General features: G+C 69.3%; 22 protein-coding genes. 13 read left to right on the forward strand and 9 right to left on the reverse strand.

The window, feature by feature from the left end; genetic code table 11:
• Window positions 1-97: 97 nt before the first annotated feature.
• Window positions 98-781, forward strand: a complete 684-nt coding sequence (locus A5655_RS05755; RefSeq protein WP_082978499.1) for a TrkA family potassium uptake protein — start codon at window positions 98-100, stop codon at window positions 779-781.
• Window positions 778-1452 carry a TrkA family potassium uptake protein gene (locus A5655_RS05760; RefSeq protein ID WP_067006542.1) on the forward strand — a complete coding sequence of 225 codons (675 nt, stop codon included), beginning with the start codon at window positions 778-780 and terminating at the stop codon, window positions 1450-1452. Before A5655_RS05755 ends, A5655_RS05760 begins: the two co-directional genes overlap by 4 nt.
• A gap of 126 nt (window positions 1453-1578) precedes the next feature.
• Here A5655_RS05760 and A5655_RS05765 read toward each other — a convergent pair whose 3' ends face one another.
• Together A5655_RS05765 and A5655_RS05770 are read right to left on the reverse strand one after the other, a co-directional pair.
• Window positions 1579-2217, reverse strand: coding sequence for a DUF3159 domain-containing protein (locus tag A5655_RS05765; RefSeq protein ID WP_067006544.1), 639 nt, complete (start codon window positions 2215-2217; stop codon window positions 1579-1581).
• On the reverse strand, window positions 2214-2582 hold the full coding sequence (locus A5655_RS05770; RefSeq protein ID WP_066935066.1) for an OB-fold nucleic acid binding domain-containing protein: 369 nt from the start codon (window positions 2580-2582) through the stop codon (window positions 2214-2216). Before A5655_RS05770 ends, A5655_RS05765 begins: the two co-directional genes overlap by 4 nt.
• Window positions 2583-2718: 136 nt before the next feature.
• Between A5655_RS05770 and A5655_RS05775 the strand changes: the two genes are divergently transcribed.
• On the forward strand, window positions 2719-3417 hold the full coding sequence (locus A5655_RS05775; protein WP_067006546.1) for a hypothetical protein: 699 nt from the start codon (window positions 2719-2721) through the stop codon (window positions 3415-3417).
• 3 nt (window positions 3418-3420) lie between these two features.
• Here the strand turns inward: A5655_RS05775 and A5655_RS05780 are convergent, their stop codons facing one another.
• Entirely contained in the window at window positions 3421-4149 is a 729-nt protein-coding gene (locus A5655_RS05780) for a DUF3710 domain-containing protein (protein WP_067006548.1), read from the reverse strand.
• The gene (gene dut, locus A5655_RS05785; protein ID WP_067006557.1) at window positions 4149-4613 is read right to left on the reverse strand and encodes a dUTP diphosphatase; all 465 of its coding nucleotides are present in this window, start codon (window positions 4611-4613) and stop codon (window positions 4149-4151) included. The genes A5655_RS05780 and dut overlap by 1 nt, the downstream gene beginning before the upstream one ends.
• A gap of 25 nt (window positions 4614-4638) precedes the next feature.
• Between dut and A5655_RS05790 the strand changes: the two genes are divergently transcribed.
• Window positions 4639-5124, forward strand: a complete 486-nt coding sequence (locus A5655_RS05790) for a DUF3093 domain-containing protein (protein WP_067006564.1) — start codon at window positions 4639-4641, stop codon at window positions 5122-5124.
• A gap of 4 nt (window positions 5125-5128) precedes the next feature.
• Here A5655_RS05790 and A5655_RS05795 read toward each other — a convergent pair whose 3' ends face one another.
• The gene (locus tag A5655_RS05795; RefSeq protein ID WP_003919098.1) at window positions 5129-5431 is read right to left on the reverse strand and encodes a DUF4193 domain-containing protein; all 303 of its coding nucleotides are present in this window, start codon (window positions 5429-5431) and stop codon (window positions 5129-5131) included.
• 171 nt (window positions 5432-5602) lie between these two features.
• On the opposite strand from A5655_RS05795, the gene cei reads away from it, so the two are divergent.
• Entirely contained in the window at window positions 5603-6253 is a 651-nt protein-coding gene (gene cei / locus A5655_RS05800; RefSeq protein ID WP_067006567.1) for an envelope integrity protein Cei, read from the forward strand.
• A 4-nt stretch (window positions 6254-6257) separates the two neighbouring features.
• Here cei and A5655_RS05805 read toward each other — a convergent pair whose 3' ends face one another.
• Window positions 6258-7142 (reverse strand): inositol monophosphatase family protein, encoded by an 885-nt coding sequence (locus A5655_RS05805; RefSeq protein ID WP_067006570.1) that lies wholly within the window; start codon window positions 7140-7142, stop codon window positions 6258-6260.
• A 101-nt stretch (window positions 7143-7243) separates the two neighbouring features.
• Here A5655_RS05805 and ppgK point away from each other — a divergent pair, with 101 nt between their 5' ends.
• Together ppgK and A5655_RS05815 are read left to right on the forward strand one after the other, a co-directional pair.
• Window positions 7244-8050 carry a polyphosphate--glucose phosphotransferase gene (gene ppgK / locus A5655_RS05810; protein WP_067006573.1) on the forward strand — a complete coding sequence of 269 codons (807 nt, stop codon included), beginning with the start codon at window positions 7244-7246 and terminating at the stop codon, window positions 8048-8050.
• Window positions 8051-8228: 178 nt separating this feature from the next.
• The gene (locus A5655_RS05815; protein ID WP_082978500.1) at window positions 8229-9785 is read left to right on the forward strand and encodes an RNA polymerase sigma factor; all 1557 of its coding nucleotides are present in this window, start codon (window positions 8229-8231) and stop codon (window positions 9783-9785) included.
• A gap of 3 nt (window positions 9786-9788) precedes the next feature.
• Here the strand turns inward: A5655_RS05815 and A5655_RS05820 are convergent, their stop codons facing one another.
• Entirely contained in the window at window positions 9789-10196 is a 408-nt protein-coding gene (locus tag A5655_RS05820) for a nuclear transport factor 2 family protein (RefSeq protein ID WP_197508606.1), read from the reverse strand.
• A 201-nt stretch (window positions 10197-10397) separates the two neighbouring features.
• Here A5655_RS05820 and A5655_RS05825 point away from each other — a divergent pair, with 201 nt between their 5' ends.
• Window positions 10398-10775, forward strand: coding sequence for a Rid family hydrolase (locus tag A5655_RS05825; RefSeq protein WP_067006581.1), 378 nt, complete (start codon window positions 10398-10400; stop codon window positions 10773-10775).
• On the opposite strand, the gene A5655_RS05830 is transcribed toward A5655_RS05825, so the two are convergent.
• Complete coding sequence (locus tag A5655_RS05830; protein WP_067006583.1) at window positions 10760-11128, reverse strand: DUF952 domain-containing protein; 369 nt, start codon at window positions 11126-11128, stop codon at window positions 10760-10762. The genes A5655_RS05825 and A5655_RS05830 overlap by 16 nt on opposite strands.
• A 108-nt stretch (window positions 11129-11236) precedes the next feature.
• Here A5655_RS05830 and A5655_RS05835 point away from each other — a divergent pair, with 108 nt between their 5' ends.
• Window positions 11237-11422 (forward strand): hypothetical protein, encoded by a 186-nt coding sequence (locus A5655_RS05835; RefSeq protein WP_067006660.1) that lies wholly within the window; start codon window positions 11237-11239, stop codon window positions 11420-11422.
• Between the two features lie 65 nt (window positions 11423-11487).
• The gene (locus tag A5655_RS05840; protein WP_067006585.1) at window positions 11488-12474 is read left to right on the forward strand and encodes a YihY/virulence factor BrkB family protein; all 987 of its coding nucleotides are present in this window, start codon (window positions 11488-11490) and stop codon (window positions 12472-12474) included.
• On the opposite strand, the gene A5655_RS05845 is transcribed toward A5655_RS05840, so the two are convergent.
• Window positions 12475-12714 carry a DUF3039 domain-containing protein gene (locus tag A5655_RS05845; RefSeq protein WP_067006606.1) on the reverse strand — a complete coding sequence of 80 codons (240 nt, stop codon included), beginning with the start codon at window positions 12712-12714 and terminating at the stop codon, window positions 12475-12477. It lies immediately after the preceding gene.
• A 45-nt stretch (window positions 12715-12759) separates the two neighbouring features.
• On the opposite strand from A5655_RS05845, the gene A5655_RS05850 reads away from it, so the two are divergent.
• From A5655_RS05850 to A5655_RS05860, 3 genes are all read left to right on the forward strand, one after another.
• Window positions 12760-13161, forward strand: a complete 402-nt coding sequence (locus A5655_RS05850) for a DUF3099 domain-containing protein (protein WP_082978501.1) — start codon at window positions 12760-12762, stop codon at window positions 13159-13161.
• Between the two features lie 149 nt (window positions 13162-13310).
• Window positions 13311-14270, forward strand: coding sequence for a sigma-70 family RNA polymerase sigma factor SigB (gene sigB / locus A5655_RS05855; RefSeq protein ID WP_067006623.1), 960 nt, complete (start codon window positions 13311-13313; stop codon window positions 14268-14270).
• Window positions 14271-14414: 144 nt separating this feature from the next.
• Entirely contained in the window at window positions 14415-15110 is a 696-nt protein-coding gene (locus A5655_RS05860) for a metal-dependent transcriptional regulator (RefSeq protein ID WP_067006627.1), read from the forward strand.
• The last annotated feature ends 11 nt before the right edge of the window (window positions 15111-15121 follow it).

Consider the following 15121-nt stretch of genomic DNA (forward strand, 5'->3'; position numbering starts at 1 on the left):
GCGTTTCGTAGGCAACAATGTTCCCCGACGGACCGAATCGGCTGGCCGGCCCGGTCTGCCGAGTGAACAGCACGGGACCCAGCCGAGAGGACCTCAAGTGCGCGTCGTTGTGATGGGTTGCGGCCGGGTGGGCTCTTCGCTGGCCGACGGGCTGTCCCGGATCGGCCACGACGTGGCGGTGATCGACCGCGACAGCACCGCGTTCAACCGGCTCAGCCCCGAGTTCGCGGGTGAGCGGGTGCTGGGCCAGGGCTTCGACCGCGACGTGCTGCTGAGCGCGGGCGTCGAGGCGGCCGACGCGTTCGCCGCGGTGTCGTCCGGGGACAATTCCAACATCATCTCGGCCCGGCTGGCCCGGGAGACGTTCGGTGTCCAGCGCGTCGTCGCCCGGATCTACGACGCCAAGCGCGCCGAGGTCTACGAGCGCCTCGGCATCCCGACGATCGCCACCGTGCCCTGGACCACCGACCGCCTGCTCAACCTGCTCACCCGGGAAGGCGAAATGACCAAGTGGCGCGACCCGACCGGCACGGTCGCCGTGGCCGAGGTCGATTTGCACGAGGACTGGGTGGGGCACCGGGCCACCGAGCTGGAGCAGGCCACCGGCGGCCGGGTCGCGTTCCTGATCCGGTTCGGCACCGGGGTGCTGCCGGAGCCGAAGACGGTGATCCAGGCCGGCGATCAGGTTTACCTCGCGGCGATTTCCGGTCGCGCCGCCGAGGCGGTGGCCATCGCGGCGCTGCCGCCCAGCGAGGACCTCGACGCGGGAGCCGTCAAGTGAAGGTCGCTGTCGCCGGGGCCGGCGCGGTCGGCCGGTCGGTCACCCGCGAACTGTTGGAAAACAACCACGACGTGACGCTGATCGAACGCAACCCCGAGCACGTCGACGTCGACGCGATCCCGGCCGCGCATTGGCGCCTCGGCGACGCGTGCGAGCTGAGCCTGCTGCAGTCGGTGCACCTGGAGGATTTCGACGTCGTCGTCGCCGCGACCGGCGATGACAAGGTCAACGTGGTGCTCAGCCTGTTGGCCAAGACGGAGTTCGCGGTGCCGCGGGTGGTGGCCCGGGTCAACGATCCGCGCAACGAATGGCTGTTCACCGACGCCTGGGGCGTGGACGTGGCCGTGTCCACGCCGCGGATGCTGGCTTCGCTGATCGAGGAGGCCGTGGCCGTCGGTGATCTGGTGCGGCTCATGGAATTCCGCCGGGGCCAGGCCAACCTGGTCGAGATCACCCTGCCCGACGACACGGCGTGGGGCGGAAAGCCGGTGCGCCGGCTGCAGCTGCCGCGCGATGTCGCGCTGGTGACGATCCTGCGCGGCCCCCGGGTCATCGTGCCGGAAGCCGACGAGCCGCTCGAGGGCGGCGACGAACTGCTCTTCGTCGCGGTCACCGAGGCCGAGGAGGAACTGCAGAAGCTGCTGCTGCCCGAAGCGGAGCCGGGCGACTAACCGGTCGGCTTTGAGTGTGCCGTGGCGGTTTTCGGTGTGCGCTCAGGGCGGGATTTCGCCCATTTCTGCGCCCAGGGCTCACACACGAAGCCCACGATTCACACTCAACGCGCGCACGCCGTACAACTAGTCGGCGAGGCTTTCCGCGGATTCGGCTTCGTCTGGGGCCGGCAGGGCGCGCTGCGCGCCCTTGATCGCCGCGTACGTGGCCAGCGCGGCAAGCACGGTCAGCGGCCAGCCCATCGCGATCCGCGCCACCCCCAGCCAACCCGTCTGATCGGCGTCGTAGAGGAGCCGCTGGACCACAAAGCGCGCGGCGAACACCAGAGTCCAGCAGAGCGAGGCGATGTCGAACGCGTACACGGCCCGCGACACGGCGCGCCAGCCGCGGTCGCGGCCGGTGGCCCAGCTCCACGCGTAGCCGACCAGCGGCCGGCGGATCAGCACCGAGACCGCGAAGACCACCGCCCACAACAACGACATCCAGATGCCCAGCAGGAAGTAGCCCTTGGACTGCCCCACGAGATAGGCGATCAGCGCGCAGACCGCGACGCCGATGAAACCCGAAAACGCCGGCTGGGTCGATTCCCGCCGGATGAGCCGCCACAGCAACACCAGCGCCGCCACGCCGAGCGCGGCCGCGATGGCCGCCAACAGACCGGAAAGGCTGGAAACCGCGACGAAGACGACCACCGGCAGCGACGAGTAGATGACGCCGCTCACCCCGCCGACCTGGTCCAGCAAGCGTTCGCTGGAAAGGGTCACCGTTGAATTTCGTAGTGCGGGTTGTAGATGGCCTTGGTGCCGTTCTCGAGCTTGCCCAGCCGGCCCCGCACCCGAAGCGTGCGGCCCGAGTCGATGCCGGGGATGCGGCGCTGGCCCAACCACACCAGGGCGACCGTGTCGGTGCCGTCGAACAGTTCCGCGCGGACACCGCCGGAACAACCCTTGCCGTTCGTTTCCACGCTGCGCAGCGTGCCGATCATGGTGACCTCCTGGCCACGCTCACAATCGATCGCACGCTGCGCGCCGGCGCTGTCGACTTCGTCCGACAACTCTTCGGAGTCACGTTGTTCCGGGTCCTCCGTCAATCGACGGGTGAGCCGGCGCAGATACCCTTGGGCCCCCATGGCCCCTCCTGACAGTGGTGATAAAGCTTCGGCGCTTTCTCTATGCCAACGGACACCGTAGACCTGTTGGTTCCCCGGTGCCAACAGAACGAAACGTGATGTTGGACGCTCCCCGACGGCCGGGCAATATCGAAGGGTGACTGTCGATCTGCGCAGTGTCGCGACGGTTTTGCTGCCCGGAACCGGCTCCGACGACGACTACGTCTACCGGGCGTTTTCCGGCCCGTTGCGCGACGCCGGCGCCACGCTGGTGGCCCCGCCGCCGCGCCCGGACCGGTTGGTCGAGGGCTACCTGTCCGCGCTCGACGACGCCGCGAGCGACGGCCCGATCGCCGTCGGCGGGGTCTCGATCGGCGCCGCCGTGGCGACGGCGTGGGCGCTGGCCCATCCCGGGCGCACCGTCGCCGTGCTGGCCGCGCTGCCGGCCTGGGCGGGCCCCCCGAACGACGCGCCGGCGGCGCTGGCGGCGCGGCATTCGGCGGCGCAGCTGCGGGCCGACGGGTTGGCGGCGACGACCACGCAGATGCGGGCGTCCAGCCCGCCGTGGTTGGCCGACGAGCTGACCCGGTCCTGGCGCGCCCAGTGGCCGCAGTTGCCCGACGCCATGGACGAGGCGGCGGCCTACGTCGCGCCCAGTTGCGCCGACCTGGCCCGGCTGGCCGCGCCGCTGGCGGTGGCCGCCGCGGTCGACGACCCGATCCACCCGCTGCGGGTGGCCGTCGACTGGGTCGCCGCGGCGCCGCGCGCGGCGCTGCGGACCGTGACGCTGGATCAGATGGGCGCGCAGACCGCCGCGCTGGGCGCCGCCTGCCTGGCCGCGCTGGCCGAGCTCTAGGCGCTAGCCGCCGGTCGTGGTGCGCAGCTGCTGCATCGCCGAACCCTCGGCGCTGCGGCGCGCGGCCGGCTCGTCGGACGGCTGCTCCTGCTCCTGGGCCTGCTGCTGCTGCGCGGCCGCGGCGGCCCGCAGCTGCTCGGCCATCGGCTCGGGCAGCTGCACGGGCAACGGTGTGCGCACCGGCAGCGGTGTGTCGCCGCGGCGAACCACGGTGTCCGCCAACGCCGTTCGCGCCTCGCGCTCCAGCGCCTCCATGGTCTCGTGCGAACCGTTGACGACGCAGCGGATCATCCAGCGGTAGCCGTCGACCCCGATGAAGCGCACCACGCCCGAGGCGGTGCCGACCACCTCGCGGCCCCACGGGCCGTCCTTGATGCTGACCTTCGCCGAGTCCTTGCGCAGCGACTCGGCGAGCTCACCGGCCACCTCGCGCCACAGGCCGCCCGTCTTGGGGGCCGCGTAGGCGGCGATCGTGAAGCGGCCGTTGGCCGTGACCACCCACACCGCGCTGGGCACGCCGGTCTCGGTCAGCTCGACCTGCAGCTGGCCGGCCTCCGGCATCGGAATGAGCACCGAACCCAGGTCGAGCCGGGCCAGCTCGGCGACCGCGGGGTCGTCGAAGTCGTCGATGTCGAACGGGCCCTCGAGCTCCTCGTCGAACTCGTCGTCGACCGGGTCGGCGACGGCCTCGGCCTCGGCTGCCGACTCGTCGTTGTCTGATCTTCTAGCCATCACAAACTCGCATGTCCGCCGGAGGAACCGTGACCACCGTCGCCACGGGATGTTTCGGCCAGCCCGGCCTCGTCGAACGACGACACCTCGACCAGCTCGACCAGTTCGACCCGCTGCACCAGCAATTGGGCGATCCGGTCGCCGCGGTGCACCACGATCGGCTCGGCCGGGTCGAGATTGATCAACGCGACCTTGATCTCGCCGCGATAGCCGGCGTCGATGGTGCCCGGGCTGTTGACGATCGAAAGCCCCACCCGCGCAGCCAATCCCGACCGCGGGTGCACCAGGCCCACCATCCCGAACGGAATGGCGACCGCGACGCCCGTCCGCACCAACGCGCGCTGCCCCGGGGCTAGCTTGACGTCTTCCGCGCTGTACAGGTCGACCCCGGCGTCGCCGTGGTGGGCGCGGCTGGGCAGCGGAAGCTCGGGGTCAAGGCGGACGATGGCCAGACTGGTCGACACGGGGCCACAGACTACCCTTGACCGCGTGTCAGCTACGCGCGTCGCGCCGCACAGTGTGCGATATCGCGAACGACTTTGGGTGCCATGGTGGTGGTGGCCACCGGCTTTCGGGCTGGCGGCGCTGATCGCGTTCGAAGTCAACCTCGGGGTTCGGTCGCTGCCCGACTGGCTGCCGTACGCGACGTTGTTCGTGGTGGCGGCCGGAACACTGCTGTGGCTGGGCCGCGTCGAGATCCGCGTCACCGCGGACTCCGCCGTCCCGGGCGGAGTCGAACTGTGGGCCGGCGAGGCGCACCTACCGGTCGACGTCATCGCCCGCTCCGCGGAGATAGCGCCCGCGGCGAAATCGGCAGCCCTGGGCCGCCAGCTCGACCCGGCGGCCTACGTGCTGCACCGGGCATGGGTCGGTCCGATGGTTCTGGTGGTCCTCGATGACCCAGACGACCCGACGCCGTACTGGCTGGTGAGCTGCCGTCACCCGGAGCGGGTGCTGTCGGCATTGCGCAGCTGACCGTTCAGGCTGCGCAGTCGGTACAGATCATCACGCCGTTCTTCTCACTGGCGAGACGGCTGCGGTGCTGAACCAGAAAGCAGCTCGAGCAGGTGAACTCGTCGGCCTGCTTCGGAATGACGCGGACGGACAGCTCCTCGCCGGACAGGTCGGCGCCGGGCAGCTCGAAAGATTCGGCGGATTCGGATTCGTCGACGTCGACCACGGCCGATGCCGCCTCGTTCCGTCGCGCTTTGAGCTCCTCCAGCGAGTCTTCCGAAACGTCGTCCGTCTCGGTGCGCCTCGGAGCGTCATAGTCGGTAGGCATCGTCTCGTCCCCTCGCAGCCCTCTCGTACCTCAAGCAACGCTTTGTACCAGCGTCGAACGCATCCACCAAACGATTCGTGCCCGTATCCAGTGCCATTAAGGTGTGATTTGCGTCACAACCCCGGATTGACCCTTGTCTTGGGTCTCAAACGGTGCAGTTAGAGTTCCCCTGTGGTCGCGCAAATCACCGAGGGTACCGCTTTTGACAAGCACGGACGGCCCTTCCGGCGGCGCAACCCCCGGCCCGCCATCGTCGTCGTGGCGCTGCTGGTGGTGGCCACCGCCGTGGTGTGGACGGTGGCCCTGACGCGACCGGCGAAGGTGCATGAGGCGGTGGTGTGCAACCCGCCGCCGCAGCCGCCCGGCTCGGCGGCGCCCCAACTCGGTGAGCAGGTGTCCCGCAGCGCCATGGCCGACGTCAACCCGGCCAAACTCGCCGACACCAAGGTCCGCGTCCTCAACGCCAGCGGCCGCGGCGGGCAAGCCGGTGACGTCGCCGGCGCGATGAAAGACCTGGGCTTCGCCCAGCCCACCGCCGCCAACGACCCCCTCTACGCCGGCACCCGGCTGAGCTGCGTGGGCCAGATCCGCTTCGGCACAGCCGGCCAGGCCACCGCGGCCGCGGTGTGGCTGGTGGCGCCGTGCACCGAGCTGTTCAACGACAACCGCGCCGACGACTCCGTCGACCTGGCCCTCGGCACCGAGTTCAGCGCGCTGGCCCACAACGACAACATCGACGCGGTGCTGGCGAGCCTGCGCCCGGGCGCCACCGAGCCGTCGGATCCCGCACTGCTGCAAAAGATTCACGCCAGCAGCTGCTGACCCCTCAGTCCGGCAGGGGCGCCAGGCCGCCGCAACGTTCCAGGGCGGCCAGCAGCTCGTCGGCGATGCCGGGGGCGGCGGCCACCACCAACCCCTCGCCGCCCACCGGGCCGTTCGGCTCCGGCACCACGACGCGGGCGCCCGCCTCGGCCGCGATCAGCGCGCCCGCCGCGCGGTCCCACACCTGTAGCCCGTGTTCGTAGAAGGCGTCCAGCCGGCCCGCCGCGACCATGCACAGGTCCAGCGCCGCCGAACCGATGCGGCGCACGTCGCGCACCGCCGGCAAGATGTGCGCCAGTAGCGCCGCCTGGCTCGCGCGGCGCCGCCGCGAATAACCAAACCCGGTGCCCAGCAACGCCATCGACAAATCGTCGACGGCGGCGCAGCGCAGCGGCCGCGTCCCGCGGGCGTCGGTGACGTGCGCGCCGAGGCCGGTCGCCGCCGAGTAGACGCGGCCGGCCACGACGTCGGCGACAGCCCCCGCCACGGACACGCCGTCGACCTGCGCGCCCACCGACACCGCGTAGGCGGGGATGCCGTAGACGAAATTCACTGTGCCGTCGATGGGATCGAGCACCCAGGTGACCGCGCCGGACTGCGCGTCGGCGGGCCCGCCGCCCTCCTCCCCGAGAATCGGGTCACCGGGCCGCAATTGGCCCAACCGATCCCGCAGCAGCCGCTCGGTCTCGGTGTCGACGACGGTCACCGGATCGGTCGGGGTGCTCTTCGACCGCACCGCGCCGCCGCCCGCGCCCGACACGCCGGACGCCGCCGGGCCGAACACCTCGGCGCGCCGGCGGCGCACGAACTCGGCGGCCTCGGCGGCCAACTTCTCGGCCACCGAACGCAGCTGCCCGGGCTCGGCCCGCTTGTCAGTAGGTTGCGTCACCCCGCCATCGCATCACAGTCGCCACGGTCGCGCAGACCCCCAGCCGGCGTACCCGTGGAGCTAAGGTGATCGGACAGGCCAAGTCTCGCCGAGGAGTTCCGATGACCAGCACCGACTCGATCACGGGCACGCCACCCGACGCGGCGACCGGCAAGCCGCAGCGCCGTGGGTTCGGCATCGACGTCGGCGGCAGCGGCATCAAGGGCGGCATCGTCGACATGGACACCGGGCTGCTCATCGGCGAACGCATCAAGGTGCTGACCCCGCAGCCCGCGACGCCGGCGGCCGTCGCCAAGGCCATTGCCGAGGTCGTCAACGGGTTCGGCTGGACCGGGCCGCTGGGGGTGACCTATCCCGGCGTCGTGACCCACGGCGTCGTCCAGACGGCGGCTAACGTGGACAAGGCGTGGATCGGCACCAACGCGCGCGACGTCATCAGCGCCGAACTGAACGGCCAGGACGTCACGATCCTCAACGACGCGGACGCCGCCGGGCTGGCCGAGGAGCGCTACGGCGCGGGCCGCGAACAAACGGGGCTGGTGGTGCTGCTCACCTTCGGCACGGGGATCGGATCCGCGGTCATCCACAACGGGACGCTGATTCCCAATACCGAATTCGGCCACCTCGAGGTCGGCGGCAAAGAGGCCGAGCAGCGCGCGGCGTCGTCGGTCAAAGAGCGCAACGGCTGGAGCTACGAAAAGTGGACCCACCAGGTAACACGGGTGCTGGTGGCCATCGAAAACGCGATCTGGCCGGATTTGTTCATCGCGGGCGGCGGCATCAGCCGCAAGGCCGACAAATGGCTGCCGCTGCTTCGAAATCGCACCCCGGTGGTGGCCGCCGCCTTGCAAAACACCGCCGGCATCGTGGGAGCGGCGATGGCCGCGACCTCCGATGTGACGCACTGAATTTTGCCCGGTAGGCCGGTGGAAGCGTCCGCTGTCGTTACAATGGTGCTCGGCGACCGCCCGACTGAAAGCGTGCGAGCACTCACGCTGATCTCCAACGCCGACATTCGACATAGCAGACACTTTCGGTTGACCATGCCCAAACCCACCGAAAGTGCGTCCGACCGAAGGGGTGTAAGTGGCAGCGACCAAGGCAAGCCCGGCGACCGATGAGCCGGTGAAACGCACCGCCACGAAGTCTCCGTCGTCCCCCGCCAAGCGATCCCCGGCGAAGGCCGCCAATGGCGCCGCCGCCCCAGCGAAACGGGCCGCCAAGGCCGCGCCGCGGGCCACCAAGTCCGCCCGGGCACACGACGAGGCGGCGCCCGCCGAGGCCCCGAAGAAAGCCCGCCCCGCGGCCAAGGGCGCGAAGGCGCCATCCGGCCGCGGCACGAAGGCGGCCAAGGGTGCCCCGGACGCCGACCTCGAGATCGACGCCGACGGCGCCCAGGTTGAGGTCGAGGATCTCGACGCCGAACCGGACCTCGAGGCCGAGCCCGGCGAGGACCTGGAGATCGACGCCGAGGACCTCAATCTCGACGACCTCGAAGTCGACGTCGCCGCCGACGGCGAAGACGCCGAACTCGAGGCGGACGACACCGAGGACGGCGAGGAGGACGCCGCGGCCGCGCCCGCCGCGAAGACCAAGACCGCCGCCGCCGAGGAGGAGGAAATCGCCGAGCCGTCCGAAAAGGACAAGGCTTCCGGCGATTTCGTCTGGGACGAAGACGAATCCGAGGCGCTGCGGCAGGCCCGCAAGGACGCCGAACTCACCGCGTCCGCGGACTCCGTTCGCGCGTACCTCAAGCAGATCGGCAAGGTGGCGCTGCTCAACGCGGAGGAAGAGGTCGAGCTCGCCAAGCGGATCGAGGCCGGCCTCTACGCCACGCAGCTGATGACCGAGCACGCCGAGCGCGGCGACAAGCTGCCCGCCGCCCAGCGCCGCGACATGATGTGGATCTGCCGCGACGGCGACCGCGCGAAAAACCATCTGCTGGAAGCGAACCTGCGCTTGGTGGTGTCGCTTGCCAAGCGCTACACGGGCCGCGGAATGGCGTTCCTCGACCTCATCCAGGAAGGCAACCTGGGGCTCATCCGCGCGGTCGAGAAGTTCGACTACACAAAGGGATACAAGTTCTCCACCTACGCCACGTGGTGGATCCGCCAGGCCATCACCCGCGCCATGGCCGACCAGGCCCGCACCATCCGCATCCCGGTGCACATGGTCGAGGTGATCAACAAGCTGGGTCGCATCCAGCGCGAGCTGCTTCAGGACCTGGGCCGCGAGCCCACGCCCGAAGAGCTGGCCAAGGAAATGGACATCACGCCCGAAAAGGTGCTCGAGATCCAGCAATACGCGCGCGAGCCGATCTCGCTGGACCAGACCATCGGCGACGAGGGCGACAGCCAGCTCGGCGACTTCATCGAGGACAGCGAGGCCGTGGTGGCCGTCGACGCGGTGTCGTTCACGCTGCTGCAGGACCAGCTGCAGTCGGTGCTGGAGACGCTGTCCGAGCGCGAAGCCGGCGTAGTACGGCTGCGCTTCGGGCTCACCGACGGCCAGCCGCGCACGCTGGACGAGATCGGGCAGGTGTACGGCGTGACCCGCGAGCGCATCCGCCAGATCGAGTCCAAGACGATGTCAAAGCTGCGCCACCCCAGCCGTTCCCAGGTGCTGCGCGACTACCTGGACTAGCGCTCAAGCGAGCCGCTCCAGCTCGCCGCTCGGGTCGTAGTACAGCTCCTGGCGGGCGATCCGGCCGTCGCGGTAGCGGTAGACCACCACGTAGGTCGAGCGCAGGCGTTGCCCACCCTGGTCCCAGTCGAATTCGACGCGCACGAACGCCGCGTCCCCGCCCGGGGCTATCGCGTGTTCGACCGCCTCGTAGCGGATGTCCGAGCAGCCGTCGATGGTGAGCGCGATGAACTCGAGCGTGCGCTCGACGCCGTCGATCCGTTCCGGCCAGCCGAAGAGGCGCACCGTCGGGCTCACGTACACCACGTCGGGCTGGTAGAGGTCCCGCGCGATCGACGGATCACGCACCGCGAACGCCCGCGCGAAGCGTTCCTCCTGCGCGATGAGCGCGTCCTCCGAGATGCCGGGCATCATCGGACCAACCCGAGCGCCTGACAGTACCTGTCGATTACCACGAAAACTCCTTGCGCCGTGGGGATTCCGATGTCCGGCGTGCCGATGTTGACCGGCGTCACCGTAAACGCGCTGCTTTGCCCACACAGCACTCCTACCACCGCCGGGTGCGCGCGTAAAGCCTTTGGTGGCCAAGCCAATCGCGCGTAGCGTGACCGCATGCCAATCAACCGAACCATGGTGTCGTCCGGCTCCGAATTCGAGGGGGCGGTCGGTTATTCGCGCGCGGTGCGCGTCGGCCCGCTCGTGGCGGTGGCCGGAACGACCGGCGCCGGAGCGGCCGGTGATATCGCCGCCCAGGCCCGAGACGCCCTGCGGCACATCGAGATTGCGCTGCAGCAGGCCGGTGCCGCGCTCACCGACGTGGTGCGCACCCGCATCTTCGTGACCGATATTTCGCGCTGGCGTGAGGTCGCGGCGGTGCACGCCGAGATCTTCGGCGAGATCCGTCCGGTCGCCACCATGGTCGAGGTCACGGCGTTGATCGCACCCGAGCTCCTGGTGGAGATCGAGGCCGACGCCTACGTCGAGCCCTGAGGCCGCGCGACCGGCGCGAAGGTGCCGTCGGGCTCCGTGCGATAGGCGGTGACCCGGATCACAGCCCGGGCCGGCAGCGGCCCGTACAGGTGCGGGAACAGCATGGACTCCGGATCCGTCGCCACCCCCGGCTCCCAGCGCACCGGCGAGTCCAGCAGCGCGGGGTCGATGTGCAACAGGACGAGGTCGTCGCGGCCGCGGTAGAGCCGGGTGGCCGGCAGATGCACCTGCTCGGGCGTCGAGAGATGGATGAATCCGGGCGGGTGATCAGGCTGAATTCCGCCCTGGTCGCGGGCGCGGGACCACTGCTCGCGCCCGCACAGGTGCACCAGGACGCCGGCCGGGAGGGTCACAGTCGGTCAGCTTAAAACCCGTGAGAAACGACACACCCGATAACGATCGGGGAACAAGGCGAAAACGCCACACGTCTGAGACAGTGAATGTACGAGAACGGAGAAGCCATGCACGCAACTCTGACCAGTCCCGAGCTCACCAGAGCGGACCGCTGCGACCGCTGCGGTGCCGCTGCTCGAGTCCGCGCCAAGCTGCCTTCCGGACTTGAGCTTCTCTTCTGCCAGCACCACGCGAACCAGCACCAGTCGAAGCTGACCGAGCAGGACGCCGTGCTGGAGGTCAGCGAAAGCTAGTCCAGCCGAACTCACCCCTGGGCAATGTGGGCTGCGCGGGCGGTCATCGGTAATGCTGGACGGGTATGAGCGTCCAAGCCGCGCGGCCGTCGCGCCACCACGTCTGGCGAATCTCTCTTAGAGCCCTGGCCAAAAGCTGGGACGACTCCATTTTCTCCGAGTCGGCCCAGGCGGGATTCTGGTCGGCGCTTTCCACGCCGCCGCTGCTGTTGGGAATGCTGGGCAGCTTGGCCTACGTGGCACCGCTGTTCGGGAAGGACACGCTGTCCGCGATCGAGAAAAGCATCATCTCGACCGCGCACAGCTTCTTCTCGCCGAGCGTCGTCAACGAGATCATCGAGCCGACCATCCGCGACATCACCGCCAACGCGCGCGGCGAAGTGGTGTCGCTCGGCTTTCTGATCTCGCTGTGGGCCGGGTCGTCGGCGATCTCGTCGTTCGTCGACGCCGTGGTCGAGGCCCACGACCAGACCCCGCTGCGACACCCGGTGCGGCAGCGCTTCTTCTCGCTGTTCCTCTACGTGGTGATGCTGGTGTTCGCGGTGGTGGCCGCGCCGGTGATGGTGGTGGGCCCGCGCAAGGTGAGCGAACACATCCCGGTCGGGCTGGCCAACGTGCTGCGCTACGGCTATTACCCGGCGCTGATCCTCGGCCTGATGATCGGGATCATGCTCCTGTATCGGGTGGCGCTGCCGGTGCCGCTGCCGAGCCATCGGCTGGTGCTGGGCGCCATCCTGGCCACGGCGGTGTTCCTGATCGCCACGCTGGGCCTGCGCTTTTACCTGAGGTGGATCACCAGCACCGGTTACACCTACGGCGCGCTGTCCACGCCGATCGCGTTCCTGCTGTTCGCGTTCTTCGGCGGTTTCGCGATCATGCTCGGCGCCGAGCTCAACGCCGCCGTCCAGGAGGAATTCCCCGCGCCGAGGACCCATGCCCATCGGCTGCGCAACTGGCTGCTGACGCGCAGGCCCGGCCCGAAGCGGATAGCGGATTTGCCCGCGGCGCCCGCGACGCCGCCCGACGTGGCGGCGGCCGAGCCTCCGGCCTGATCAGTCCCTCTTGAGGTGCTCGTAGATCCGCTTGCACTCCGGGCAGACCGGGGAGCCGGGCTTGGCGGCCCGGGTGACGGGAAACACCTCGCCGCACAACGCCACCACGTGGTTGCCCATGACCGCGCTCTCGGCGATCTTGTCCTTCTTGACGTAGTGGAAGTACTTCGGGGTATCGCTGCCGGTCCCGTCGTCGACGCGTTCGTCGGTCTCGGTGCGTTCGATCGTCTGGGTCTGCATGCCTCACATTGTGCCCCCTGACTCGCCGGTACCGGAATCGATTGGTTGTGGGACAGTGGAGATATGAAGCGCGGCGAAGAGCCAGGGTTCGACGGCTTCGACGACACCAGCCGCCCCGTCCTGATCACCTCGGCCGCCCCCTCGTACGAGGAGGAGCATCGCGCCCGGGTGCGGAAGTACCTGACCCTGATGGCGTTTCGGATCCCGGCGCTCATTCTGGCCGCCGTCGCCTACGGCGCCTGGCACAACGGACTGATCTCGCTGCTGATCGTGGCGGCCTCGGTGCCGTTGCCGTGGATGGCGGTGCTGATCGCCAACGACCGGCCGCCGCGCCGCAAGGACGAGCCCAGGCGGTTCGAGCAGGAGCGGCGGCGCACCCCCCTGTTCCCCACGGCCGAGCACCCCGCGCTCGAGCCGCGGCGACCCCGCCACGAGGGTTCCGGCTAAGCGCCCGCGCGGCGCACTTCTCAGGACATTCTCAGGTCGTCGGCACATCTGTGCACGTCAAGGCGTGTGAGATCGCGACCGGGCGGGAACTCCCAGGGCGGATCCATCGTTGGACTTCATGACAGTGCAAAGCCGAACGGGAGGTCGCTATGGCGAACGCCAGCACAAGCAGGATCGACGGCGATCTGGATGCTCAAAGCCCCGCAGCGGACCTAGTGCGCGTGTATCTCAATGGCATCGGTAAGACGGCGCTGCTGAACGCGGCGGGTGAGGTCGAGCTGGCCAAGCGGATCGAGGCCGGCCTGTATGCCGAGCATCTGCTGGAGACTCGTAAGCGACTCGGCGAGAACCGCAAACGGGACCTGGAGGCCGTCGCGCGCGATGGCCAGGCGGCGCGCCGCCACCTGCTGGAAGCGAACCTGCGCCTGGTGGTTTCGCTGGCCAAGCGCTACACGGGTCGGGGGATGCCGCTGCTGGACCTCATCCAGGAGGGCAACCTCGGTCTGATCCGCGCGATGGAGAAGTTCGACTACACAAAGGGATTCAAGTTCTCCACCTATGCAACGTGGTGGATCCGCCAGGCCATCACCCGCGGCATGGCCGACCAGAGCCGCACCATCCGGCTGCCGGTCCACCTCGTCGAGCAGGTCAACAAGCTGGCGCGGATCAAGCGGGAGATGCACCAGAACCTCGGCCGCGAAGCCACCGACGAGGAACTCGCCGCCGAATCCGGCATCCCGGTCGAGAAGATCAACGACCTGCTCGAGCACAGCCGCGACCCGGTGAGCCTGGACATGCCCGTCGGCTCCGAGGAAGAGGCCCCGCTGGGCGACTTCATCGAGGACGCCGAGGCGATGTCCGCCGAGAACGCGGTGATCGCCGAGCTGCTGCACACCGACATCCGCAGTGTGCTGGCCACTCTCGACGAGCGCGAGCACCAGGTCATCCGGTTGCGCTTCGGCCTGGACGACGGCCAGCCGCGCACGCTGGACCAGATCGGCAAGCTGTTCGGGCTGTCCCGCGAGCGGGTCCGCCAGATCGAGCGTGACGTGATGTCGAAGCTGCGCAACGGCGAGCGCGCCGATCGGTTGCGGTCGTACGCCAGCTGAGGCCCTCCAACCAGAGCCAGGTAGCAAGTCGGTATGCCCGCCGCGCCCGCGGCGGGCATACTGCTTGCCGGGGACATCCGCAGGAGGCGTTGGACCCATTCGCGCAGCTGGCCAAGTAGACTCAGCGTCAATGGAGGGTGCTGGATGAACGAGCTGGTTGATACCACCGAGATGTACCTGCGGACCATCTACGACCTCGAGGAAGAGGGCGTGACGCCGCTGCGCGCCCGGATCGCCGAACGCCTCGAACAAAGCGGTCCGACCGTCAGCCAGACCGTGTCCCGCATGGAGCGCGATGGGCTGCTCCACGTCGCCGGCGACCGCCACCTGGAGCTCACCGACAAGGGCCGGGCGCTGGCCATCGCGGTGATGCGCAAGCACCGCCTCGCCGAACGATTGCTCGTCGACGTCATCGGGGTGCCTTGGGAGGAAGTGCACGCCGAGGCGTGCCGGTGGGAGCACGTGATGAGCGAGGAGGTCGAGCGGCGGCTGGTGAAGGTGCTCAACAACCCGACCACCTCCCCGTTCGGCAACCCGATCCCGGGCCTGCTGGACCTCGGGGTGGGCCCCGACTCGGGCGCCGACGGCATCAACCTCGTCCGGCTGACCGAGCTGCCCGCCGGATCTCCGGTGGCGGTGGTCGTCCGCCAGCTCACCGAACACGTCCAGGGCGACATCGACCTGATCACCCGCCTCAAGGACGCCGGCGTCGTTCCCAACGCCCGGGTCACCGTCGAGACCAGTCCGGCCGGCGGCGGGGTCACCATCCTCATTCCCGGCCACGAGAACGTCACCCTGCCGCACGAGATGGCGCACGCCGTCAAGGTCGAGAAGGTCTGAGCGGCTAGCCC

The sequence above is a fragment of the Mycobacterium sp. 1081908.1 genome (assembly GCF_001673535.1).
Classification (GTDB): domain Bacteria; phylum Actinomycetota; class Actinomycetes; order Mycobacteriales; family Mycobacteriaceae; genus Mycobacterium.

Excerpts from the sequence above, each read along its gene's own strand:
- A5655_RS05770 (WP_066935066.1), bottom strand. The coding sequence starts at position 2,582 with ATGGGGGCCCAAGGGTATCTGCGCCGGCTCACCCGTCGATTGACGGAG.
- A5655_RS05780 (WP_067006548.1), bottom strand. The coding sequence starts at position 4,149 with ATGGCTAGAAGATCAGACAACGACGAGTCGGCAGCCGAGGCCGAGGCC.
- A5655_RS05795 (WP_003919098.1), bottom strand. The coding sequence starts at position 5,431 with ATGCCTACCGACTATGACGCTCCGAGGCGCACCGAGACGGACGACGTT.
- ppgK (WP_067006573.1), top strand. The coding sequence starts at position 7,244 with ATGACCAGCACCGACTCGATCACGGGCACGCCACCCGACGCGGCGACC.
- A5655_RS05820 (WP_197508606.1), bottom strand. The coding sequence starts at position 10,196 with ATGCCCGGCATCTCGGAGGACGCGCTCATCGCGCAGGAGGAACGCTTC.
- A5655_RS05825 (WP_067006581.1), top strand. The coding sequence starts at position 10,398 with ATGCCAATCAACCGAACCATGGTGTCGTCCGGCTCCGAATTCGAGGGG.
- A5655_RS05835 (WP_067006660.1), top strand. The coding sequence starts at position 11,237 with ATGCACGCAACTCTGACCAGTCCCGAGCTCACCAGAGCGGACCGCTGC.
- A5655_RS05840 (WP_067006585.1), top strand. The coding sequence starts at position 11,488 with ATGAGCGTCCAAGCCGCGCGGCCGTCGCGCCACCACGTCTGGCGAATC.
- A5655_RS05845 (WP_067006606.1), bottom strand. The coding sequence starts at position 12,714 with ATGCAGACCCAGACGATCGAACGCACCGAGACCGACGAACGCGTCGAC.
- sigB (WP_067006623.1), top strand. The coding sequence starts at position 13,311 with ATGGCGAACGCCAGCACAAGCAGGATCGACGGCGATCTGGATGCTCAA.
- A5655_RS05860 (WP_067006627.1), top strand. The coding sequence starts at position 14,415 with ATGAACGAGCTGGTTGATACCACCGAGATGTACCTGCGGACCATCTAC.